Source organism: Actinomycetospora chibensis (genome assembly GCF_028737215.1).
Classification (GTDB): Bacteria; Actinomycetota; Actinomycetes; order Mycobacteriales; family Pseudonocardiaceae; genus Actinomycetospora; species Actinomycetospora chibensis.
Genome location: NZ_JAQZAM010000038.1, coordinates 1 through 21,603 on the forward strand (window position 1 = coordinate 1; position 21,603 = coordinate 21,603).

The 21,603-nt window shown below is 74.1% G+C and carries 19 protein-coding genes and 1 tRNA gene; 7 read left to right on the forward strand and 13 right to left on the reverse strand.

Annotated elements, in window-relative coordinates; genetic code table 11:
- On the forward strand, positions 1–1,083 hold a 1,083-nt coding region (locus PH189_RS29715), incomplete at its 5' end, for a type IV toxin-antitoxin system AbiEi family antitoxin domain-containing protein (protein WP_274192477.1).
- A gap of 9 nt (positions 1,084–1,092) precedes the next feature.
- Here the strand turns inward: PH189_RS29715 and PH189_RS29720 are convergent.
- Both PH189_RS29720 and PH189_RS29725 read right to left on the reverse strand, forming a co-directional pair.
- Entirely contained in the window at positions 1,093–3,045 is a 1,953-nt protein-coding gene (locus PH189_RS29720; RefSeq protein ID WP_274192478.1) for a 4-alpha-glucanotransferase, read from the reverse strand.
- Between the two features lie 42 nt (positions 3,046–3,087).
- Positions 3,088–3,414 (reverse strand): hypothetical protein, encoded by a 327-nt coding sequence (locus PH189_RS29725; protein WP_274192479.1) that lies wholly within the window; start codon positions 3,412–3,414, stop codon positions 3,088–3,090.
- 112 nt (positions 3,415–3,526) lie between these two features.
- On the opposite strand from PH189_RS29725, the gene PH189_RS29730 reads away from it, so the two are divergent.
- Positions 3,527–4,609 (forward strand): DNA topoisomerase IB, encoded by a 1,083-nt coding sequence (locus tag PH189_RS29730; protein WP_274192480.1) that lies wholly within the window; start codon positions 3,527–3,529, stop codon positions 4,607–4,609.
- Positions 4,610–4,636: 27 nt separating this feature from the next.
- Here PH189_RS29730 and PH189_RS29735 read toward each other — a convergent pair whose 3' ends face one another.
- The gene (locus tag PH189_RS29735; RefSeq protein ID WP_274192481.1) at positions 4,637–5,326 is read right to left on the reverse strand and encodes a TetR/AcrR family transcriptional regulator; all 690 of its coding nucleotides are present in this window, start codon (positions 5,324–5,326) and stop codon (positions 4,637–4,639) included.
- A gap of 119 nt (positions 5,327–5,445) precedes the next feature.
- On the opposite strand from PH189_RS29735, the gene PH189_RS29740 reads away from it, so the two are divergent.
- Positions 5,446–6,216, forward strand: a complete 771-nt coding sequence (locus tag PH189_RS29740; protein ID WP_274192482.1) for an SDR family NAD(P)-dependent oxidoreductase — start codon at positions 5,446–5,448, stop codon at positions 6,214–6,216.
- An 87-nt stretch (positions 6,217–6,303) separates the two neighbouring features.
- Here PH189_RS29740 and PH189_RS29745 read toward each other — a convergent pair whose 3' ends face one another.
- Positions 6,304–7,113 (reverse strand): ATP-binding protein, encoded by an 810-nt coding sequence (locus tag PH189_RS29745; protein ID WP_274192483.1) that lies wholly within the window; start codon positions 7,111–7,113, stop codon positions 6,304–6,306.
- Between the two features lie 119 nt (positions 7,114–7,232).
- On the opposite strand from PH189_RS29745, the gene PH189_RS29750 reads away from it, so the two are divergent.
- Positions 7,233–7,715 (forward strand): proteasome activator, encoded by a 483-nt coding sequence (locus PH189_RS29750; protein ID WP_274192484.1) that lies wholly within the window; start codon positions 7,233–7,235, stop codon positions 7,713–7,715.
- Between the two features lie 32 nt (positions 7,716–7,747).
- Here the strand turns inward: PH189_RS29750 and PH189_RS29755 are convergent, their stop codons facing one another.
- Positions 7,748–8,083, reverse strand: coding sequence for a WhiB family transcriptional regulator (locus PH189_RS29755; protein WP_274192485.1), 336 nt, complete (start codon positions 8,081–8,083; stop codon positions 7,748–7,750).
- A 297-nt stretch (positions 8,084–8,380) separates the two neighbouring features.
- Between PH189_RS29755 and PH189_RS29760 the strand changes: the two genes are divergently transcribed.
- The 3 genes from PH189_RS29760 (at position 8,381) to PH189_RS29770 (ending at position 10,136) form a co-directional block, all read left to right on the forward strand.
- On the forward strand, positions 8,381–8,746 hold the full coding sequence (locus tag PH189_RS29760) for an anti-sigma factor antagonist (protein ID WP_274192486.1): 366 nt from the start codon (positions 8,381–8,383) through the stop codon (positions 8,744–8,746).
- A 101-nt stretch (positions 8,747–8,847) separates the two neighbouring features.
- Positions 8,848–9,309, forward strand: a complete 462-nt coding sequence (locus tag PH189_RS29765; RefSeq protein ID WP_274192487.1) for an ATP-binding protein — start codon at positions 8,848–8,850, stop codon at positions 9,307–9,309.
- An 89-nt stretch (positions 9,310–9,398) separates the two neighbouring features.
- Positions 9,399–10,136, forward strand: coding sequence for an RNA polymerase sigma factor SigF (locus PH189_RS29770; protein WP_274192502.1), 738 nt, complete (start codon positions 9,399–9,401; stop codon positions 10,134–10,136).
- Positions 10,137–10,191: 55 nt separating this feature from the next.
- Here PH189_RS29770 and PH189_RS29775 read toward each other — a convergent pair whose 3' ends face one another.
- From PH189_RS29775 to PH189_RS29810, 8 genes are all read right to left on the reverse strand, one after another.
- The gene (locus PH189_RS29775; protein ID WP_274192488.1) at positions 10,192–11,448 is read right to left on the reverse strand and encodes a cytochrome P450; all 1,257 of its coding nucleotides are present in this window, start codon (positions 11,446–11,448) and stop codon (positions 10,192–10,194) included.
- A 110-nt stretch (positions 11,449–11,558) separates the two neighbouring features.
- Positions 11,559–13,367 (reverse strand): selenocysteine-specific translation elongation factor, encoded by a 1,809-nt coding sequence (selB, locus tag PH189_RS29780; protein WP_274192489.1) that lies wholly within the window; start codon positions 13,365–13,367, stop codon positions 11,559–11,561.
- Complete coding sequence (gene selA, locus PH189_RS29785) at positions 13,364–14,665, reverse strand: L-seryl-tRNA(Sec) selenium transferase (protein WP_274192490.1); 1,302 nt, start codon at positions 14,663–14,665, stop codon at positions 13,364–13,366. The genes selB and selA overlap by 4 nt, the downstream gene beginning before the upstream one ends.
- Before the next feature lie 43 nt (positions 14,666–14,708).
- A complete protein-coding gene (locus PH189_RS29790; protein WP_274192491.1) occupies positions 14,709–15,797 on the reverse strand; it encodes a permease in 1,089 nt (362 codons plus the stop codon).
- A gap of 93 nt (positions 15,798–15,890) precedes the next feature.
- Positions 15,891–16,937 (reverse strand): NrfD/PsrC family molybdoenzyme membrane anchor subunit, encoded by a 1,047-nt coding sequence (nrfD, locus tag PH189_RS29795; RefSeq protein WP_274192492.1) that lies wholly within the window; start codon positions 16,935–16,937, stop codon positions 15,891–15,893.
- On the reverse strand, positions 16,934–18,031 hold the full coding sequence (locus PH189_RS29800) for a 4Fe-4S dicluster domain-containing protein (protein ID WP_274192503.1): 1,098 nt from the start codon (positions 18,029–18,031) through the stop codon (positions 16,934–16,936). Before PH189_RS29800 ends, nrfD begins: the two co-directional genes overlap by 4 nt.
- A gap of 5 nt (positions 18,032–18,036) precedes the next feature.
- Positions 18,037–21,309 carry a formate dehydrogenase gene (fdh, locus tag PH189_RS29805; RefSeq protein WP_274192493.1) on the reverse strand — a complete coding sequence of 1,091 codons (3,273 nt, stop codon included), beginning with the start codon at positions 21,307–21,309 and terminating at the stop codon, positions 18,037–18,039.
- 77 nt (positions 21,310–21,386) lie between these two features.
- A tRNA-Sec gene (locus tag PH189_RS29810) sits at positions 21,387–21,482 on the reverse strand.
- Positions 21,483–21,603: the final 121 nt, after the last annotated feature.

Below are 21,603 nucleotides of genomic sequence, written 5' to 3' on the forward strand. Positions count from 1 at the left end.
CCTGTCTCCGATGTGCTGAGACAGACCTGTGTCAGATGTGCTGAGACATCACAGGGGCCTATAGGCCCCAACATCGCTCACAACTCGTGCCGATGGAGCCGAGCAGCGCCCGTCGGCGTCGAACTCGGTATGGACGAATTCGACAACTGGCGACTACTGCTCGCTCAGCAACACCGTGTCGTGACGCGGGCGCAGCTCCTGGCGCGCGGGTTCACAGACGACGGCATCCGGGCGCAGGTCGAGGCCGGACGATGGCGGCGCGTGCACGAGGGCGTGTACGCGCTCCATTCAGGACCGCTGACGCGCGCCGCGCAGATGACGGCGGCGCTCCTCGCCTGCGGTGGCGCTGCCCTGCTCAGCCACGAGACGGCGGGAGAGCTTCACGGCTTCCTCGAGCAGGAGGCGTCGGCCGCCATCCATGTGACGGTGCGCTACGGATGCTCCACGGCGCGGGCTGACGGCGTCAGGGTGCATCGATCGCGGGCCTTCGCGCACATCGCCGCTCGCGGCGAAGAGCCGCCGCGCACCAGCCGCGTCCACACCGTGCTCGATCTCGTGAACTCGGCCCCGGATCGCCACGAGGCCGCTCGACGGGCCCACCAGCTCGCGCTGGACGCCGGAGTGCACCCCTTGGATCTCGAGCGAGCCGTGGAGCTACGGAGGCCGCCGCGATTCCTCCAGCCGATCAAGGACGCCATCAGGTTGCTGCGCGAGGGCGTCCTCTCGGCGCTGGAACATCAGTACCTCGTCGATGTCGAGAAGGCCCACGGACTCCCTGAGGGACGACGTCAGGGGCCGGTCCTGGTCGACGGAGTGCAGCGCTACGAGGACATCACCTACGACCTCCCCGACGGCGCGGCAGTCGTGCGGCTCGACGGTTTCGGCTACCACCGGGACCGGCTCACCGCCCTCATCGACCGTCGACGGAGCGTGGCTGCTGCCGTGGCAGCCACCCCGGCGATTCCGTTCGGCTGGGACGAGGTGACGAGGTTCCCGTGCCGCACGGCAAGGGAGGTCGAAGCCGTCGTCCGGTGGCTCGGATGGGCCGACCCACTTCTCTCGTGCCCCCGCTGCCGTGAGTGAACTTCGGGCCTATCGGCCCGGACTTCGCTCACGGAGGGCCGACGCCACCGCCGTGACGCGGGGGTCGGCGAGGAGGGTGTCGAGGGACTGGGACAGCGGGATGCGCCAGTTGGGGTAGGTGTCGACGGTCCCGGGCAGGTTGGGCTGGCGCACGTCGCCGAGGACGTCGGTGAACGCCGCGAGCACGATCCGCGAGCGGGCCGTGGCCAGGAGCCGGTGCATCGCGAGCACGACCTCGTCGGACGTCGCGGACTCCGACACCCCGAACCCCTCGGACGCCAGCAGGGCGAGCAGCTCGGCCCGGTCCCGTGCGGCCGCCGCGCGCGCCTCCTCGACGTCGTCGAGCACCCCGGCCTCGGCGCGCGCCCGGACGTGCTCGTCGAGCAGGAACCCCGCGGCGGTCGGCAGGTCGTGGGTCGAGACGCTCGCGAGCGTCTCGGGGTGCCAGAGCCGGGGCGGGAGCAGGTCTCCGGACTCGTCGCGCTGGAACCACAGCACCGCGCACCCCAGCATGCCGCGCTCGGCGAGCCCCTCGGTGACCTCCGGCTCGACGGTACCCAGGTCCTCGCCGACGACCACGGCGCCGGCACGGGACGCCTCGATCGCGACGACGGCGAGCATCGCCCGCGCGTCGTAGTGCACGTACGCGCCCTCGCGCGCACCGCGGCCCGGCGGGATCCACCACAGCCGCCACAGCCCCGCGACGTGGTCCACGCGGATCCCGTCGGCGTGGCTCAGCACCGCGCGGATCATCGACCGCAGCGGCGCGTACCCCGAGGCCGCCAGGGCGTCCGGTCGCCACGGCGGGAGCGCCCAGTCCTGGCCCTGCTGGTTGAAGTCGTCGGGCGGCGCGCCCACGGTCACCCCGGGCGCGAGCGCGTCGGCCAGCGTCCAGGCGTCCGCACCGCCGGACGAGCAGCCGACGGCGAGGTCGGCGATCAGCCCGACCGCCATGCCCTCGGCCGCACGATGTGCGACGCCGAGCTGGGCGTCGGCGAGATCGAGGCACCAGGCGTGGAAGAGCACCCGATCGGCGAGCTCGGCCCGCGCGTCGGGCACCCCCGAGTCCCCGACGTGTGCCAGGCCCGACGGCCACGAACGCAGGTCGCTGCCGTGGCGCTCGGCGAGCGCGTACCAGGTGGCGACGTCCCGTTGGCCCTCCTCGAGGGCCTCGACGTCCGACGGCGCCGCCGGGTCGTACGGGTGCAGCAGCGCCAGCGCCGCGCCCTTGGCCGCCCACACCGCGTCGTGGTCGACGAGCTCGCCGTCCGCGGGACGCAGCGCGTCCACCTCGTCCCGGACCGGCGCCGGCGCCGCTCCGTAGGCCGCCGTGTCGGCGACGCGGATGTAGAGCGGGTGCAGGAACCGCCTGCTCGACGGCGAGTACGGCGAGGCCTCGACGCGCGGGTCCAGCGCGAGCGCGTGCAGCGGGTTCACCAGCAGCGCGCCGGCGTTCTGCTCCCCGGCCGTCCGCGCGAGCAGCGTGGCGAGGTCGGCGTAGTCGCCGCAGCCCCACGAGTCGGCCGAGCGCAGCGCGTACAGCTGCGCCATCCACCCCCACGTCTCCGGCGGCGGCGTCAGCGGGGGCGGTGCCACGATCAGCGTGACGTCCTGCCCCCGGCAGGCCAGCCCGTGGTAGCCGACGGGCAGGTCGGTCGGCAGCGTCGTGCCCACCTCGCGCACCGCGCCGTCCTCGAGCGTCACGACGCCCGCGGCCGGCAGCTCCCGGTCCTGCCCCTCGTCGACCACCACCGTCGCCGGCAGCGCGTCGGGGTCCGCACCGCGCACGGCGTCCAGCGCCGTCGCGAGCGCGGCGGGCGACGACGCGTCCACCTCGAGGGCCTGGAGGACGTCGATCACCACGTCGCGGTCGAGCTCGATCTCGCGCTCCGAGCTGTCGCGGTAGCGGACCGCGATGCCGTGGGCAGTGGCGAGCTCGGCGAGATCGGGCTCGACGGGCACCGGTGGACTCCCTGGGTCAGATGGGGCGGGGAGCGCAGGATGTCAGGTGAGGCGGGCCGTGCGACGACGGGCGCGGGCGGCGACGTCGTCGGCCACCGAGTCGGCGGCCGTGCCCGGGCGGCGGACGCGCGACAGCGCGGTCACGGCGCTCAGGGCGAGGCCGGAGAGTGCGGCGGCACTGGTCGCGGCCCAGCCGCGGGCGAGCAGGGCGACCGCGAACTCGCGGGCCGAGCCGGTGTCGCGACGGGCGCGGCGCGCCAGCGGGAGCAGATCGGCCGGGGTGCGCGCTGCGGGGAGCGTGTCGGGGGCGAGCGTGTCGGGAGCGGAGGCCGGCGGGGCCAGGGTCGAGTCGAGCGGTTCGTGCAGCACGGTCACCTTCCGGTGCGAGGAGGAGTCCTGCCGGGATCGGCGCCGGGGCAGGCCCGGAAACGTGACGATCACCCGGCGTTCGCACCTGGCGGAGCACGGGTACGCCCGACCGGTGGATCTGGTGCACATCGAGCCCCACGGGCCCGGGATCGGCCGACGCAAGCGCGGCAAGGGGTTCAGCTACTTCGACCGCGAGACGGGCGAGGCGATCACCGACGCCGCGCACCTGGCGCGGATCAACGCCATCGTCATCCCGCCCGCGTGGCAGGACGTCTGGATCTGCCCCGACCCCCTCGGCCACATCCAGGCCGTCGGCACCGATGCTGCGGGGCGTCGCCAGTACCGCTACCACGAGGAGTGGACCCGGCAGCGCGGCGAGGAGAAGTTCGTCCGCGTCGCGCGCCTCGGCCGCGTCATCGGCGACGCCCGGGCCGAGATCGACGCCCGCCTCGCCCGCGGCAAGGGCCTCGGACGTGACCGCGTGCTCGCCGGCGCGGTGTGGATGCTCGATCTCGGCGTCTTCCGGGTCGGGCACGAGGAGTACGCCAACGAGGACTCGCCCGGCGACGCGTCGTTCGGGCTCGCCACGCTGCGCCGGGAGCACGCCGTGGCCCGCCGCGACGGCGGTGTCGAGTTCCGCTACATCGCCAAGTCCGGCGTCCCGCGGCGGATCACGCTGCACGACGAGCACATCCACGGGCTGGTCAGCTCCCTGAAGCGACGGCGGGGCGGGGGCGAGGACCTCCTGGCCTTCCGGCGCGGCGGGCGCGGCGGCGACCGCGGGCCGTGGCACGACGTCACCGCGCAGGACGTCAACGACGCCGTGCGCGAGCTGATCGGAGAGGAGTTCACCGCCAAGGACCTGCGCACCTGGAACGCCGGCGTGCAGGCCGCGGTGGCGCTCGCGGGGGAGTGCGACGACACCGGCAGCCCGCCGCGCGCCGAGCGCAAGCTCAAGAGCGCGGTGACGCGGACGATGAAATCCGTGGCCGAGCAGCTCGGCAACACCCCGGCGGTCTGCCGGCGCTCCTACGTCGACCCCGTGCTCGTCAGCCACTTCGAGAACGGCCGCACGATCGCGGACGCCGTCCGCGAGGGCGGCGGGCTCGACGACCGGGCGATGCGCGCCCACGTGGAGCGCGCCGTGCTCGAGCTGCTCGCCCACCGCGAGCCCCCGGAGGCGGCAGCCGCCTGAGACCGGGTCTCGGTCGAGGCGTGACGCTCATCGACCCGCGGCGTCTCCTCGCCCGCTCCGAGCCCCGAGAGGACTCACCGAGTGCCGTGCGTGCACCGTCAGCGCGGCCTCCTCGACCGCACGCGCCACACTCGCCGCGTCCGGGTCCCAGTCGAGTAGCAGCATCCGGGGCCAGAGGACGTAGTTGGCGATCATGCCGAGGAACTGGGTGGTCACGAGATCGGCGTCCTCGAACTGCAGGGTGCCGGCGTGCTGCTCGGCGAGCAGGTGGTCGCGCACCGAGTCGAAGAACGGCATCTTGCCCAGGTCGAAGTGCGTGCGCCCGAGTTCGGGGAAGCGCGGGAACTCGGCGATGACGATGCGGAACAGGTCGGCCATCCCGGGGCGGGTCAACAGGTCCGCGTACCGGGTGCCGAGCGTCGTCAGCGCGGCCAGGGGATCACCGGGCACGGGTGGGTCCTGCTCGTCCTCGGTGGCCCACGACGTGGTCACCATGGCGCTGAACAGCTCGGCCTTGGTCGGGAACTGCTTGAACAGCGTGGCCCGCGAGACCCCCGCCTCGGCGGCGACCTTCGCCAACGAGGTGCCGTCGTAGCCGAGGTCGAGGAAGAGCCGACGAGCAGCACCCAGCAGCGCCGCCCGATTCCTCAGGGCCAGGTCACGGTGGTAGCGCGCCGCCCCCGACGATGCGGCCGGCGCCCGCTCGTTCCCGTCCATGGCCGACATCCTGCCGGAGACCCACCTACGAGGCGAGCCGCTTGACTCACCTCACCGACGGTGGTTGCCTCGCCATGAGGTGAGCGGATCGACTCACCTCCTGGACGGAGGAGGGCACGATGGGACGCTTCGAGGGTCAGACGGTGCTGGTGACCGGAGCCACCGGCGGGATGGGGCGCAGCCACGTGCAGGCGTTCCACCGCGAGGGTGCTGCCGTGGTCATCGCCGCGCGTGACGAGGCGGCCGGGGTCACGCTGGCCGAGCAGCTCGGGGAGAGAGCGCTCGCGGTCCGACTCGACGTCACCGACGAGCAGCAGTGGACGGCCGCGGTCGCGGCGGCCGAGCAACGGTTCGGGCCCATCTCGGTCCTGGTCGCCAACGCCGGAGTGCAGCACCCGCCGACGCTGATCGAGGACGCCGACCGCAGCCTGTGGGACACCGTCACCGCCGTGAACGTCACGGGTACCGCGCTCGGGATCCGAGCAGTCGCACCCTCGATGCGCCGGGGCGGCGGCGGCGTGATCGTCACCGTCGCCTCGACGATGGCCCACGGTGGCACGGCGGCGTTCGGACCGTACGTCGCCGCGAAATGGGCCGTGCGCGGACTGACCCGCACCGCCGCGCTGGAGCTGGGACGCGACGACATCCGCGTCGTGTCGCTCACCCCGGGAGTGGTGTCCACACCCTTGATCACCGAGCCGCTCGCCGACGGGGTGCCGGCCATCGCCGAGGCCTTCGATCCCGAGCCCTTCGCCGTCCCGCGGATCGGGGACCCGGACGAGATCAGCCGCGCACTCGTGTTCCTCGCCTCTCCCGAGGCCGCCTTCATCACCGGATCCGAGCTCGTCATCGACGGCGGGCTGCTGCTCGGCCCCGCGCTGCGCGCCTGACCATGCCCAGCGCGTGCGACGGCCCGCCTCGCCCTCCGGGTTCCGGGACCACGTCTCAGCCCTCACGGCGGGCCGTCCCGGGCCGACTCAGGCCGTGGTGGTCATCTCCGACCACACGGTCTTGCCGTCGCGGTGGGACTCGACGCCCCAGGCGCGGGAGACGGCGGCGACCATGGCGAGCCCGCGCCCGCGCGGAGACGTCGGCTCCGGCAGGTGGGCCTCGGGCACCGGGGCGAGGTCGAAGTCGCGGACGGTGAGCCGCAACGAGTGCTCACGTCGCTCCACCTCGACGACCGAGGCGCTCGCCGCGTGCTCGACGGCGTTGGTGACCAGCTCCGTCACGACGATCTCGGCCGCCTCGCGTGCCTCCTCGTCGACGGCCCAGCGGTGACAGACGCGGCGGACGTGCCCGCGCGCGGCCCCCGGGGCCTGCGGGTCGACGGTGAACCGCCACCAGCCGCGCACCAGCTCCGGGCGCTCGTCGAGGTGGGCGACGGCCGTCGCCGTGTCGGGGTGCACGGGCACCCGCTGGGCGACCCGCGAGCTCACCAGCAGGGCGGCCGTGGTGGCGTCCGGCGCGGCGAGGGCCAGCCGCACGTCGGGCCACTCCCCGGCGAGCGCGGCCGCCTCGGCGAAGGCGTGCACGGCGCCGGAGTGGGTGAGCTTCATGCCCGACACGTCCACGACGACACCGCCGTGGCGGCGCAGGAGCTCGACGAGCCGTTCGGCGAGGGGACGGGCGGTGACCTGGGACAGCGGTCCGGTGAGGGCCACGACGACGACGTGCGGCGCCTCGGCTTCGTCCACCGCGGCTCCGTCGTCGGGCGCGGCCTCGCCACGCACCCTCGTCCCGGCGTCCCCCGTCGTGTCGAGGGCCAGCCTGATCCTTGTGTCCACGACTCACCTCGGGCCCTTCATACCCCGCTCCCGTGGCACCGAAGCGCCCGGTCCGCGACCGTGTGGCCGCGGCGGGTACCAGCTGCGCCAGGAGGTGCGCGGCCCGCCATGATGGGGCCATGAGTGATCAGGACGAACGGCCGTCGTCGGCCCTGGCGGCGGCCGCGGCGTCGGGAGCGGGGGAGGGCGCCGGCACGGGGGAGCTGGTGGCCTCCCCGGGCGCGGTGATGCGGGTGGCCGGGATGGTCGGCAAGCTCGTCGAGGAGGTCCGGTCGGCGCCGCTGGACGAGGCGGGGCGGGCGCGTCTCGCCGACATCCACGAACGGTCGATCCGCGAGCTCGAGCAGGGGCTCGCGCCGGAGCTGCGCGACGAGCTGCGCCGCATCACGCTCCCGTTCGCGTCCGATGCGGCGCCTTCCCAGGCCGAGCTGCGCATCGCGCAGGCCCAGCTCCTGGGGTGGCTCGAGGGCCTCTTCCACGGCATCCAGAGCGCCGTGCTCGCGCAGCAGATGGCCGCGCGGGGCCAGCTCGAGCAGATGCGGCAGGGCCGCAGCCGACCCGCGCAGGGCGGGGGCGGGGGCGACGGCGGCCAGTACCTCTAGGCCAGTACCTCTGGGCCACTACCTCTGGGCCATTACCTCGAGACGGGGGAGGGCGCCTCGTAGACGACGGCGCCGGCCTGGTCGTCCGTACGACGGCCTCCGCGCAGGGCCAGGCGTCGCTCGTCCTCGGTCAGCCCGCCCCAGACGCCGTAGGGCTCGCGGGTCGCGAGGGCGTGGCGACGGCACGGCTCGATGACCGGGCAGGACGCGCAGACCCGCTTGGCCTCGGCGGCGCGGTGCTCGCGTCGGGGGCCCCGCTCACCGTCGGGGTGGAAGAAGAAGCTCGAGTCCATCCCGCGGCAGGCGCCGTGGAGTTGCCAGTCCCACTCGTCGATGATGGGGCCGGGCAGGAGTCGGATGTCGGCCATGGCGATCCTCCCAGTCGGGGCGCCAGGACGGAGGACGTCCTCCGACGCGCCAGCACAGCCGCGGTATCCCCCTCGCTCCGCGACGGCAAACACCCCTGAACGGCCCAGCGACCCGCACGATCGTGGGCGGCGCCCGGCCCGGTCCGGTGCCGTACGGCACGCGGAGGTGGTCATCGGCGTCGTGAACTCCTGCCCACGGGGGGTGACGAGTAGGGTCACGAGCACGGCAAGTACGTTTTCCCAGGACCGACGCCGAGTTCGGACCACACCCGACTGACCGGAGGGGGACCAGACGTCGTGGCCACCGATGACGACCTCACTGCGGAGGACCCGCTGGGCGTGGACGTGCAGCGGTCGAACGGCGCGTCGGTGATCCGGCTTGCCGGCGAGATCGACATGCTGACGACGCCTGCGCTGCGCGCGAAGGTGAACGAGGAGCTCCAGGGCAAGCCCACGGTGCTCGTGCTGGACATGCTCTCGGTCGAGTTCCTCGGCTCGAGCGGCCTGGCTCTGCTGGTGGAGGCGCTCGACGAGTCGCGGAATCGGGACGTGGCCCTGCGCCTCGTCGCGAACTCGCGCCCGGTGAGCCGCCCGTTGCAGGCCACCGGCCTGACCGACCTGTTCGCGCTCTACCCGTCGGTCGAGGCCGCGCTCGCCGGATGAGTCGGACGCCGGCACGGGGCCCTGCCGCCCGCGCCGGCTCCGCCGATACGGTGACCGCGCCATCCACCCCCTCACCTGCCGCGAAACGGAGATCAGCAGCCGTGCAGACGCCGGAACCGCAGCAGCGTGATCGCACGTCCACCGCCACCTCCGATCCCGGTGCCGCCGGGTCGGCCGGGCTGGCGGAGACACCGACGCCCGTCGAGGTCCGCGTGCACGCCGACCCGGCGTTGATCCCGTCGGTGCGCGCCGTCGCGGCCGATCTGGCCGCCCGGGCGGACTTCGACCTCGACGCCGTCTCGGACCTGCGGATGGCGGTCGACGAGGCCTGTTCGGCGCTCGTGCCGCTCGCGCGGGAGGGCGGACAGCTGCGCTGCGGGTTCGTCATGTCCGAGGGCCGCATCGACGTCATCTGCCGGGTGCCGGTGCGCCACGAGGCGACCCTGCGCCAGGACACCTTCGGCTGGCGCGTGCTCACCACGCTCACCGACGACGCCGAGGTGCTCGACGCCGACCCGGAGTGGCTCGGCATCCACCTGCGCAAGCAACGGCTCAACCCGTGAGCGAGCCGGCGCGCCCGCTGACGGGCAGCGCGGGCGGGGCACCTCAGCGCAGCTCCCGGAACGAGGACTCCTACGAGCACCTCGTGCCGATGCTCCTCGAGCACGCCGGTCTGCCCGAGGGCGACCGGCGCCGCGAGGCGCTGCGTGACCGCCTCGTCGAGGGCTACCTCCCGCTGGCGCGGCACATCGCGCGCCGCTTCGCCCAGCGCGGCGAGCCGCAGGAGGACCTCGAGCAGGTCGCGACGGTCGGACTCATCCACGCCGTCGACCGGTTCTCCCCGGAGCGTGGCTCGGACTTCCTGTCCTACGCGGTCCCGACGATCACCGGTGAGGTCCGCCGCTACTTCCGGGACAAGGCGTGGTCGACGCGCGTGCCCCGGCGGCTCAAGGACCTGCGTCTGGCCATCGGCTCGGCGATGCCGCAGCTGTCCCAGGAGCTCAACCGCGCCCCCACCGCCGGCGAGCTCGCCGAACACCTGCAGCGCAGCCGCGAGGAGGTGCTCGAGGCGCTCGAGGCGGCGAACGCCTACCGCTCCTCGAGCCTCGACGACATGCTCGTCGACGACCCGTCGTCCGGCCGGCTCGCCGACGTCCTGGGCTCGGCGGACGCCGAGCTCGAGCAGGTCGAGCACCGCGAGACCGTGCAGCCCGCCCTGCGCAAGCTCCCCGAGCGCGAGCGGACGATCGTCATGCTCCGCTTCTTCGGCGGCATGACCCAGACCCAGATCGCCGAGCGCGTGGGCGTGTCCCAGATGCACGTCTCCCGCCTGCTCACGCGCACCCTCGCGACCCTGCGCGCCGACCTCCAGGACCCGCCGGCGATCTGAGCGAGTGCAAGCCCTGCGTCCACGCTTGCACTCAACGCCAGCAAATCCGCGTCGATCACACGCCCACGGGCAGCGTCGTGTAGCTCCGCAGCAGCAGCGACCGCCGTCGCGCCGCGCCCGGTTCCCGGTGCAGCGTCGGCATCCGCTCCGCCAGGGCCGCCAGCGCGACCCGTGCCTCGAGCCGGGCCAGCGGCGCGCCGAGGCAGAAGTGGATGCCCCCGGAGAACGCCAGGTGCTCGCCCTTCGTCGGCCGGTCGAGGTCGAACACGTCGGGGTCGGTGTGCACCGCCGGGTCGCGGCCGGCGGCCCCGAGCATCGCCATGACGACGGTGTCCGGCTCGATGTCGCGGTCACCGAGGCGCACGGTCTCGTGCGGCGTCCGCGCGGTGAACTGGATCGGCGCCTCGAAGCGCAGGCTCTCCTCGACGGCGTCGCCCGCCCGGCCGGGGTCGGCGGCGAGCCGCGCCCAGGGCTCGCGGGCGTCGGTCATCGCGGCGACGGCGTTGCCGAGCAGCGTGCTCGTCGTCTCGAACCCCGCGAGCAGCAGGAACGCGGCGAGGCTGACGGCCTCGTCGGCGTCGACCTCCTCGCGCGCGAGGTGGCTGAGGAGGTCGTCGGCGGGGTCGCGGCGCCGGCGGTCGAGCAGGCCGCCGAGCAGCGCGCGCAGTTCGGCGACGGCGCGGTCCAGGCGGTGCAGGGCACGCAGCGACCGCACGCCGCCGAGCCCGCCGCCGACGGCCTGGCCCCACCGCGCGAACGCGCCCGCGTCGGACTCGGGCACGCCCAGGATCTCGGCGATCACGGCGGCCGGTAGCGGCGTCGCGACGTCGGCGACCAGGTCGAACCGGCCGCGCGCCACGGCCTCGTCGGCCAGCCGTTCGGCCAGCCCGGCCACCAGGGGTTCGTAGGAGCGGACCCGCGCCGGGGTGAACCAGCCGCCGACCAGGCGCCGCAGCCTGGTGTGCTCCGGCGGGTCCATGCCGAGGAAGGACAGCTCGACGGGCTCGAGCAGCGGGTCGCGCCGGCCCTCGAGGGCCCCACCGAGCGAGCCGCCGTTCCGCGGGCGCACCAGGAAACGACGGTCGCGGACGACCTCGCGACACATCGCGGCGGTGGCGACGACGAGCACGCCGCTGCGGCTCGCGTAGGGCTGGGCGGCCTCGCGCAGCTGCCGCTGGATGCGGGTCGGGTCGTCGATCCAGGGCCGGTAGAGCAGACGCAGGACGGGGTCGCCGGCGAGCGCCATCGCCAGACCGCCCGTGCGCATCACGGCCAGCCGTGCGCCGAGGGCGAGGTCGCGACGCAGATCCATGGCCTCGATCCTGGCCCGGGTCGGCCCGGCGGGGAACCGGGCCGCGAGCCCGGTGATCAACGCGGATTTCCTGGCGTTGAGTGCCAGCGTGGACGCAGGGCTTGCATGGCTCACCGCAAGACGTGCCGACCCTCGTCGTCGCGGCGGGTGCGGCCCTGGCGGGCCAGGTGCTCGAGCAGCGGCACCGCCACGCGGCGGGTGGTTCCGAGGGCCTGGCGGGCCTCGGAGAGCGTGAACGGCGAGGGCAGGTCCGCCAGCCGGGCCACGGCGACGTCCAGGGCGTCGGGGGCCAGGTAGATCCCGTCGCCGACCTTGAGCAGCGCCCCGGCCGTCACCGCCGCGCCCAGCTCGCGGGTCCGCAGGCCGAGCTCGGCGAGCCGGTACGCCTCGGGGGCGGCGAACGGGGCGTCGGCGAGGTCGGCGCGCACCGCCGCGACCGCTGCCTGCACCGCGTCGGGCAACCCGCCCGCGTCGCGTCGCCGGACCCGCCCGCCCGCGGCCGTGAGCGACGACGCTCCCGGCTCGGCGAGGACGAGGTCGAGCAGGCGGGGATCGGGCAGCTCGAGCGCACGCGCCGCGGCCTTGGCAGGCAGGCCCGCCTCCAGGGGCTGGGCCTCGCCGTGGGCGACGACCGCCTCGACCAACCGCCGCGCCAGCACGGGGAGGTGCCCCGGGTCGACGAGCCACCCGCCCGCCGCGGGCACGTCGGCCGGCACCTCGGCGCCCAGCGCGACGAGGTCGTCCCGACGCATCAGCCGCCGCCGCGCGAGCTCACCGGCGGCGTCCGGGACGCCTTCGGTCCCGGCCAGCTCCCCGGCCCGCGCCACCGCCGCCCCGCGACGACGCAGCGCGGGCGGGCGCACGTCGAGCACCGTGACCCCGCCGAGCACCCGGTGCGCGCCGGGATCGCGCAGCAGCGCGTGGTCGCCGGGGCGCAGCGGCAACGGCTCCCGCAGGGTCAGCCGCACCGTGCGGGTGACGCCGGAGGGATCGTCGGGCGCCCCCGGCCGTGACAGCGGCCGCACGCGCGCCGCCACCGCCGCCGACCCGACGTGCAGCATCACCTGTTTCGGCAATTCCACTGCGGCCGAGGCGCCCCGCGGCGGTCCCACGCGCACGTCGACGACGTCCCCGCGCAACCAGCGCCCGGGCGTCGTCAGCGCGTCGCCGCGCCCGACCTCGTCGAGCCCCACGCCCCGCAGGTTCAGCGCCACCCGGGCGACGGCACGGACGGGGTCGACGCTCTCGCCCAGCGCCTGTATCCCGCGCACGGTGACCGTGCGCGAGCCCAGAGCGAGCTCGTCGCCCACCCGGATCGTGCCCGCCCCGAGCGTCCCGGTGACCACCGTGCCCGCCCCCCGCACCGTGAACGCGCGGTCGACCCACAGGCGCACGTCGGCGTCGAGGTCCGGGACGGGCAGCCCGCTGACGAGGTCCGACAACGCCGCGCGCAGCTCCGGAAGTCCGGCACCCGTCGCGCCCGACACGCACACCGCCGGCAGCCGCCCCAGCGACGACTCGGACAGGTGCTCGAGCGCCTCGTCCCGCGCGAGCTCCGGGTCGGCGAGGTCGCTGCGGGTGACGACGAGCAGGCCGTCGCGCACCCCGAGGGCGTCGAGCGCGTCGAGGTGCTCGGTCGACTGCGGCATCCACCCCGAGTCGGCGGCGACGACGAACATCGTGGCCGGCACCGGTCCGACCCCGGCGAGCATCTGCGTCACGAACCGCTCGTGCCCCGGGACGTCGACGAACGCGACGGGTTCGGACAGCGCCGGCAGTGTCGTCCAGGCGAAACCCAGGTCGATCGTCATGCCCCGCCGGCGCTCCTCGGCCCAGCGGTCGGGCTCCATCCCGGTGAGCGCGCGGACCAGCGTCGACTTGCCGTGGTCGACGTGGCCGGCGGTGGCCACGACCCTCATCCCGGAGCTCGAACCAGCGCCAGGGCGATCGCATCCGCGAGCCGGGCGTCCGCCTCGGGCGGCACCGAGCGCAGGTCGACCACGCACCGCCCCTGCTCGACGCGGGCGAGGACGGGATCGGTGCCTGTCCGCAGCGCCTCGGCGGCCTCGACGGGCAACGCCACCCCCGCGCTCGCCAGCTCCACCCCCGGCGCACCGCCCCCGCCGACCTGAGCGGCGCAATCGACGGCGATCCCGCCGACCTTCCCGGCGAGCACGACGGCCCGCGCCCGCAGGTCCTCGACATCGGCCTCGAGCATCGCCCGCACGGGCGGCAGCGGACCCCGCAGCGTCGCCTCGAGGGCTGCGAGCGTCAGCTTGTCGACGCGCAGGGCCCGGGCCAGGGGGTGGCGACGCAGGCGGTGCACGAGGTCGGCGTCACCGAACAGCAGCCCGGCCTGGGGTCCGCCGAGCAGCTTGTCGCCCGACGCGGTGACGAGATCCGCCCCCGCGCGCAGCTCGCTGGTCGCGTCCGGCTCCGCGGGCAGGAGCGGGTGCGGCGCCAGCAGCCCCGACCCGATGTCGGACACCACGGGCACACCCAGCCCGACCAGGTCCGCGACCGGCACCGACGACGTGAACCCGGTGACGACGAAGTTCGACGGGTGGACCTTGAGGATCATGCCGGTGTCCGGCCCGACGGCGTCGGCGTAGTCGGCGCGGTGCACGCGGTTGGTGGTGCCGACCTCGCGCAGCCGTGCGCCGGTGGACTCCAGCAGGTCGGGCAGTCGGAACCCGTCGCCGATCTCGACCATCTCGCCGCGGGCGATGACGATCTCGCGACCTGACGCCAGCGCCGTCGCCGCCAGGATCAGCGCCGCCGCCCCGTTGTTGGCGACGTGCACGCCGCCGGCGTCGGGGACGGCCGCGGCCAGCGCGCCCAACGCCCCTGCGCCCCGCCGACCTCGCCCGCCGGTCGCCAGGTCGAGCTCCACGTCCGTGGTCCCGGCCGCGAGGTCGAGCGCGTCCCGGGCGGCCGAGGACAGGGGGGCGCGCCCGATGTTGGTGTGCAGAAGGACGCCGGTGGCGTTGAGGATCGGGCGCAGGGTCGCCGAGGTCAGGGGCAGGGTCGCGACCACCTCGTCCGCGACGGCCTCCGGCGCGATCTCCCCGGCCCGCGCCCGGTCCTGCGCGGCGACGACGACCTCCTTGACCCGCGCCCGCCCCAGCGTCGCCAGCGCGGGGCCGAGGCGTGCGTCGGCGAGCACGGCGTCGGTGCGCGGCACCCGCCGGCGGGGATCGTCGCTCACGTCGCCCATTCTGCGCTCCGCGCTCCCCTCATCGCCCAGCACGGACGACCACTCACAGGCCGAGGGCGAAGGCCGACGTCAGGACCCCGACCCCGACGACCAGCCCGGTCACGGCGACGAGCAGCCCTCGCGGGAAGACCCCGCGCACCATGAGCAGCGACGGCAGGCTCAGCGCGGGCAGGGTGATCAGCAGTGCCGCGGCGAGGGGCCCCGACACCCCGACCGCCAGGAGCGCCGCGACGACCGCGATCTCGGCTCCGGTCGGGATCGGCAGGAGCGTCCCGGCGACGGCCAGCAGGACGACGCCGAGGACGATCCCCGTCCCCGTGAGCAGCGTCGAGCCGACCGGGAACAGCGCGCCGCGCAACGCCCCGAGGGCGACCACGAGCAGCAGGTACTCGGGCAGCAGCCGCACCGAGAGCCGCGCCAGGGCCGCGAGGAAGCGCACGGCGAGCGGACGCGCGTCGGGTGCGGTCTCCGAGGGCACGACCGACGTCGCGTCCACCGTCGCCGGCCCGCTCCACCACCGGGCGAGGGCCACCGCGCCCACGACGACGGCGAGGCCGGCGCCCGCGCGCAGCAGCGTCCACGGCCACGGCAGCACGAAGGCGCAGAAGGCGAGGACGACGGGGTTGAGCGCCGGGTTCCCGAGCCAGTACGCGAGCGTCGCGGTGAGGTCCGCGGCGCGGCGGCGCAGCCCGACGGTCAGCGGCGCCGCGCAACAGCTGCACATCATCGACGGCAGGGCGAGCGCGCTGCCACGCACGCCGCCGCGGACCCCGCTCCCGAACAGCCGGGCGAGCCACGCCGACGGCAGCGCGACCTGCACCGCCGCAGCCAGCACGAGCCCGACGACGAGCGCGGGCCAGATCGCGAGGAAGTAGGTGCCGGCGAAGCGCAGCCCGGCGGACAGCGACACGCCGGGCGGCGTCGGCTCCCCGCCGGTGAGGATCGACGGCCCGAGCGAGTGCGACCCGGCCACCGACGGCACCTTCACCCAGTACGGCGCCCACTTCGCCCACAGCAGCCCGGCGACCACGAGCACCCCGAAGCCGAGCGCCACGGCCCACGGTGGCGGCCCGGTGCGACGAGGACCCACCGACACGTCCGAGACGCCCGACACGTCCACCTCCTCCGGCACGATGGGTGATCGTCACACGGGCGGGGGACGACGGCACCTCGGGAGGTGTGAGCGCTTGGCCGTGCCAGGACACGGCCGAGCGCTCACGAGCCGTCAGGCAAACGTGCGATCCGGCGGCGCGACGTCGGTGCCGGTCGTCGCCTGGCGCTGGCGGATGCGCTCGCGCTGCGGGACGACGATGTGTGCGGGGTCGTTGGCCGACGCGATGCCGGCGTCGAACACCCCGAAGCGCGTGAGCGCCGACCCGGCCATCAGCGCCAGCCCGGACAGCGCCGCCGACCAGCGGTGACGCCGGCCCAGCACCGCGCCGACCGCGCCCGCCGCCAGGCACGCCTTCGACGCGCGCATCAACGTGTGCGCGCGGCCCTTCTGGTACACGTCGCCGAGCAGGCCGAGCTTGCGCTCCATGAACTCGCCGGCCGCCAGCTCGACGACCGCGCCCGCCACGGCCAGCCGCGCCGCCGGGACGTTGTCGCGCACCGAAGCCCCGACCAGCCCCATCCCGCCGCCGGCGGCCGCGGCGCTGCCGGCGAACACGATCGGCAGCTCGCGGTGCGCCTCGTGCCAGGTCGGCACGGCGGTGTTCGAGAACAGCACGGCGGTGTACGTGCCGAGCGCCGGCCCGATCACCGCGGCGACCGCCCCGGACGCGTCGCCGGCGCGCCGGAACAGGCCCGTGAGCTCCGAGGCCGCGGTCGCGGCGGCGAACGTCGCGAACGGCGAGAGGATCCAGGTGCCCACCGACAGCGGCGACGTCGGCTTGAACACCCGCAGCATGTGCAGGAAGCGCTTCGGACGATGCAGGTCGTGGACGAGGAAGACGGTTCCGCCGGCCGCACCGGCGGCCGCGGCGAGGCGCCCGGTCCGTCGCAGCGTCGGCCGATCGGTGGCCCCGCCGAGCGCCCCGAGACCCGACGAGGTCGCGGCCAGCCCGCCGAGGAACAGGTACAGCGGGACGTCGGGGTTCTTCCACACCGGCGCCTTGATGATCGGGCGCCCGTAGTACGAGCGGAACTCGGCCTCGGGGACCTGCAGCTCGTCGCCGCGCCCCCGACGCCGGCTCTTCTGCCCTCGGGGCTTCACCGCGTCGCGGTCGATCCGTGCACGCTCCGGCATCTCGGCCGCATTGGCGTCGGTCACTTCCGGCCTCCCCAGAACGCCGCGACGACCGCCGCGCCGAGACCCACCGCGGTCAGTGCCGCGTTGCGCCACATCTCCGGTAGGTCGCGGGTGGTGACGATCGGCTCCGGCGGCATGCCGTAGACCTCGGGCTCGTCGAGGAGCAGGAAGAACGCGCCGTCCCCGCCGACGCCGTCGTCGGGATCGCGGCCGTAGAGCCGCGCCTCGGTCACACCGCGCCCGTGCAGCTCCGCCAGCCGCGCGTCGGCGGCGGCCTGGAGCTCGTCGAGGTCGCCGAACTGGATCGAGTTCGTCGGGCACGCCTTCGCGCAGGCCGGCTCCATGCCCGCACCGAGGCGGTCGTAGCAGAGCGTGCACTTGTGGGCGCCGCCGTCGTCCTCCCGGACGTCGATCACGCCGTACGGGCAGGACGGCACGCAGTAGCCGCAGCCGTTGCAGATGTCGTCCTGCACGACGACCGTGCCGTACTCGGTGCGGAACAGCGCCCCCGTCGGGCACACGTCCAGGCAGCCGGCGTGCGTGCAGTGCTTGCAGACGTCCGACGACATCAGCCAGCGGACGTCCCGCTCGTCGTCGGGGGTCTGCTGGCCGTGCGCGCCCGTGTCGGGCAGGAGCGCGAGCAGGTCGACGGTCTCGCCGGGAGCCGGCGCCGTGGCGGCGTCGCGGGGGGCGCGCAGCGTCGGGGTCGACGGAGCGCCGTCGGTCACCGCCGGCAGCCCGGACGGGAGGAACCCGGTGGCGAGCGAGTCGACCGGCACGCCGCTGGGCGGGCCGCCGTGCGCCGCGGTCGCGCTGCCGTGCGGCCGCACGTCCTCGATGAACGCGACATGACGCCACGACGAGGCGCCGAGGTCACCGGTGTTGTCGTACGACATCCCGGTGAGCCGGTAGAGGTCGGAGGCGTCGGTGCCGTCGTCGGGCACCAGGTTCCACTCCTTGCACGCCACCTCGCAGGCCTTGCAGCCGATGCACACCGAGGTATCGGTGAAGAAGCCGACGCGCTTCGGGTGATCGCCCGACCACCCCGCGTCCGTCGTCGGGTCCGGCAACGGGCCGGAGAGCGAGCTCGCCGCGCCGGAGAAGGCGTCCCACATCCTGGTCACGTGTTGCCCCCCGGCTCGACCCCGGCCTTGCGGCGGTAGGCCTCGACGAATTCGAGCAGCGCGGGGCCGCGTGGGCGCCGTCCCGGCTGGATGTCGCAGGTGGCCACCTTGGACTCCTGGATGTGGACGTTCGGGTCCATGACGACGCCCAGCAGGTCGTTCGCCGGGTCGCCGGTCGAGAGTCCGTTCGAGCCCCAGTGGTACGGGAGCCCGATCTGGTGCACGACCTGGTCGCCGATCCGCAGCGGCTTCATCCGCTCGGTGACGAGCACCCTGGCCTCGATGGCGGTGCGCGCCGAGATCAGCGTCGCCCACCCGAGGTGCTCGAGGTTCCGCTCCGCGGCCAGCGCGGGGGAGACCTCGCAGAAGAACTCGGGCTGGAGCTCCGAGAGGTAACCGAGGAAGCGGCTCATACCGCCCGCGGTGTGGTGCTCGGTGAGCCGGTAGGTCAGGAAGACGTACGGATACACCTCGCTCTGCGAGGGATTGATCCGGTTCCAGGCCCGGTCGATGCGCTCGAGCGCGGGGTTGTCCTGCTGCTCGTGCAGCAGGTTGGCCACCGGCGACTCGACCGGCTCGTAGTGGGTCGGCATCGGCCCGTCGGCCAGCCCGGCGGGCGCGTAGAGCCACGCCTTCCCGTCGGTCTGCATGATGAACGCGTCGGTGCCCGAGAGGGCGTCCTGCCGCGTGGCCCCGTCCTCGGGGACGTAGGACGGCGGCTTGGTCGCCTCGAAGTCGGGGATGTCGTGCCCCGTCCACTTCTCCTGCTCGGCGTCCCACCAGACGTAGGCCTTGCGCTCGCTCCACGGCCGGCCCTGCGCGTCGGCCGACGCGCGGTTGTAGAGCGTGCGGCGGTTCGCCGGCCACGCCCAGCCCCACTCGGCGGCGACCCAGTCCTGCTCGGAGCCGGGCTTGCGCCGGTCGGCCTGGTTGACGCCGTCGGCGAAGACACCGGTGTAGATCCAGCATCCCGCCGTCGTCGAGCCGTCGGCCCGGAGCTGGGTGTAGCTCGAGAGCGGGTTGCCGTCGGCGTCGTAGCCGTTGATCTCGCCGAGCACCGACTCGGGGACCGGCTCCTCGTGGATCCCGAACGTGGGGTAGTCCCAGGTGAGGTCGAGGAGCGGACGGTCGCGCTCGTCGGTGGACCCCGCCAGCTTCTCGCGGATCTTCTTCCCGAGGTGGAAGTAGAAGTGCAGCTCCGAGCGGGCGTCGCCGGGCGCGTGCACGGCCTCGCGGCGCCACTGCAGCAGCCGCTGGGTGTTGGTGAACGTGCCGGACTTCTCGGTGTGGTTCGCGCAGGGGAGGAAGAAGACCTCGGTGCCGATGTCCTCGGTCCGCATCTCCTCGGTCTCGATCTCGGGCCCGTCCTTCCAGAACGTGGCCGTCTCGATCATCTGCATGTCGCGGACCACGAGCCACTCGAGGTTGGCCAGCCCGAGGCGCTGCATCTTGCCGTTGGCGTGCCCGATCGCCGGGTTCTCGCCGACCACGAAGTACCCGTAGGTCAACTTGTCGATCTGATCGCGCACGATCCCGTAGGTGCCGTGATCGCCGGTCAGCCGGGGCATGTAGTCGAACGCCCAGTCGTTCTCGGCGGTCGCCGCGTCGCCCCACCAGGCCTTGAGCAGGCTCACCATGTAGGTGTCCATGTTGCCCCAGAAGCCCGTCTTCGCCGCGTCGGCGTCGAGGAAGCTCTGCAGGTCGGTGTGCAGGTACGCGTTCGGCATCGGGATGTAGCCGGGGAGCAGGTCGTAGAGCGTCGGGATGTCGGTCGAGCCCTGGATCGACGCGTGCCCGCGCAGCGCCAGGATGCCGCCGCCGGGACGGCCGATGTTGCCCAGCAGGGTCTGCAGGATCGCCGCGCCGCGGATGTACTGCGCGCCGACGCTGTGATGGGTCCAGCCCACCGAGTAGACCCACGCCGTGGTCCGCTCGCGGCCCGAGTTCTCCGTGATCGCCTGGGCGACCCGCAGGAACTCGGCGACGCTCATCCCGCACACCTGCGAGACGGCCTCCGGGGTGTAGCGGGAGTAGTGCCGCTTGAGCACCTGGTAGACGCAGCGCGGGTGCTGGAGGGTCTCGTCGCGCTTGGGCGAGCCCGTCGCGTTCGCGGCGTCACCGGCCCCGCCGCCGGTGTCCGAGGCCATCGCGGCGTGGTGCTCGCGCTTCTCGGACCGCTCGCGCTCCTCGGACTGCTCGCGCAGCGACGGCTCCCAGTGGTCGCGCATCCCCGCGGCCGGGGCCTCGTAGTCGACGCCCTCGAGCTGCCAGCTGATCGGGTCGTAGCGCCCGGTCTCGGCGTTGTAGCCCGAGAAGATGCCGGCCATGTCCTCGGTGTCGACGAAGTCCTCGCCGACGATGTCCGCGGCGTTCGTGAACGTCGTGACGTACTCGCGGAAGTCCTTGCCCTCGGACAGCACGTAGTTGATGAGCCCGCCGAGGAACGCGATGTCCGCCCCGGCCCGGAACGGCACGTGCAGGTCGGCCACCGCGCTGGTCCGCGTGAAGCGCGGGTCGACGTGGATGATCGTGGCGCCGCGCTTCTTCGCCTCCATCACCCACTGGAAGCCCACCGGGTGGGCCTCCGCCATGTTGGAGCCCTCGATGACGATGCAGTCCGAGTGCTGCAGGTCCTGCTGGAAGTTCGAGGCCCCTCCGCGGCCGAAGCTGGTCCCCAGACCGGGGACGGTGGCGCTGTGTCAAATACGCGCCTGGTTCTCCACCTGGATCGCGCCGAGCGCCATGAACAACTTCTTGATGAGGTAGTTCTCCTCGTTGTCCAGCGTCGCGCCGCCGAGGCTCGAGAAGCCCAGCGTGCGCCGCAGGACGCGGCCCTCGTCGTCGGTGTCCTGCCAGCCCTTGCGGCGGGCGTCGATGACGCGGTCGGCGATCATGTCGAGCGCCGTGTCGAGGTCGAGGTCCTCCCACTCGGTGCCGTACGGACGCCGGTAGCGCACGGTCGTCACCCGTGACGGCGAGGTCACCAGCGACGTCGACGCCGAGCCCTTCGGGCACAGGCGCCCACGGGAGACGGGGGAGTCGGGGTCACCCTCGATCTGAGTGACGCGCCCGTCGCGGACGTAGACGTTCTGTCCGCAGCCCACCGCGCAGTACGGGCAGACCGACTTGACGACCTCGTCGGCGTCCGCGGTCCGCGACCCGAGGGCCTGCGTCCGTGGGGACTGCACAGCGGAACCGCGACCCAGGGGGTCGGAACCGGTGGCCTGCCGGAACATCGGCCACTCGCCCAGCCAGGTGCGTACACCCATGCAGGAACCCTCCGAGATGTGGTGGATGTTGCGCTGTGGTGGATGTTCGGCCTGGGCACGTCGGCTGGACCCGGGTCTGGCGGAGGCGGACGGGAATCGAACCCGCCTGGCCGAGATGCTCGACCACTACGGTGTTGAAGACCGCGGGGGCCACCAGGCACCCTGACGCCTCCGCACCGCAGCCTAGGTGGGCCCCCCGGGGATCGCAGGGCGGGGCCATGCGGAGGTTCGGGCGGACGCGCCGACGGGGAATCACGGCCCTCGTGGGGACCGCGAGCGACACCCGCCCGGTGG

Bases quoted from the DNA above. Each gene is read 5' to 3' on its own strand.
- PH189_RS29735 (WP_274192481.1), bottom strand. From the start codon at position 5,326: ATGGACGGGAACGAGCGGGCGCCGGCCGCATCGTCGGGGGCGGCGCGC.
- PH189_RS29740 (WP_274192482.1), top strand. From the start codon at position 5,446: ATGGGACGCTTCGAGGGTCAGACGGTGCTGGTGACCGGAGCCACCGGC.
- PH189_RS29750 (WP_274192484.1), top strand. From the start codon at position 7,233: ATGAGTGATCAGGACGAACGGCCGTCGTCGGCCCTGGCGGCGGCCGCG.
- PH189_RS29755 (WP_274192485.1), bottom strand. From the start codon at position 8,083: ATGGCCGACATCCGACTCCTGCCCGGCCCCATCATCGACGAGTGGGAC.
- PH189_RS29770 (WP_274192502.1), top strand. From the start codon at position 9,399: ATGCTCCTCGAGCACGCCGGTCTGCCCGAGGGCGACCGGCGCCGCGAG.
- PH189_RS29775 (WP_274192488.1), bottom strand. From the start codon at position 11,448: ATGGATCTGCGTCGCGACCTCGCCCTCGGCGCACGGCTGGCCGTGATG.
- selB (WP_274192489.1), bottom strand. From the start codon at position 13,367: ATGAGGGTCGTGGCCACCGCCGGCCACGTCGACCACGGCAAGTCGACG.
- selA (WP_274192490.1), bottom strand. From the start codon at position 14,665: ATGGGCGACGTGAGCGACGATCCCCGCCGGCGGGTGCCGCGCACCGAC.
- PH189_RS29800 (WP_274192503.1), bottom strand. From the start codon at position 18,031: ATGTGGGACGCCTTCTCCGGCGCGGCGAGCTCGCTCTCCGGCCCGTTG.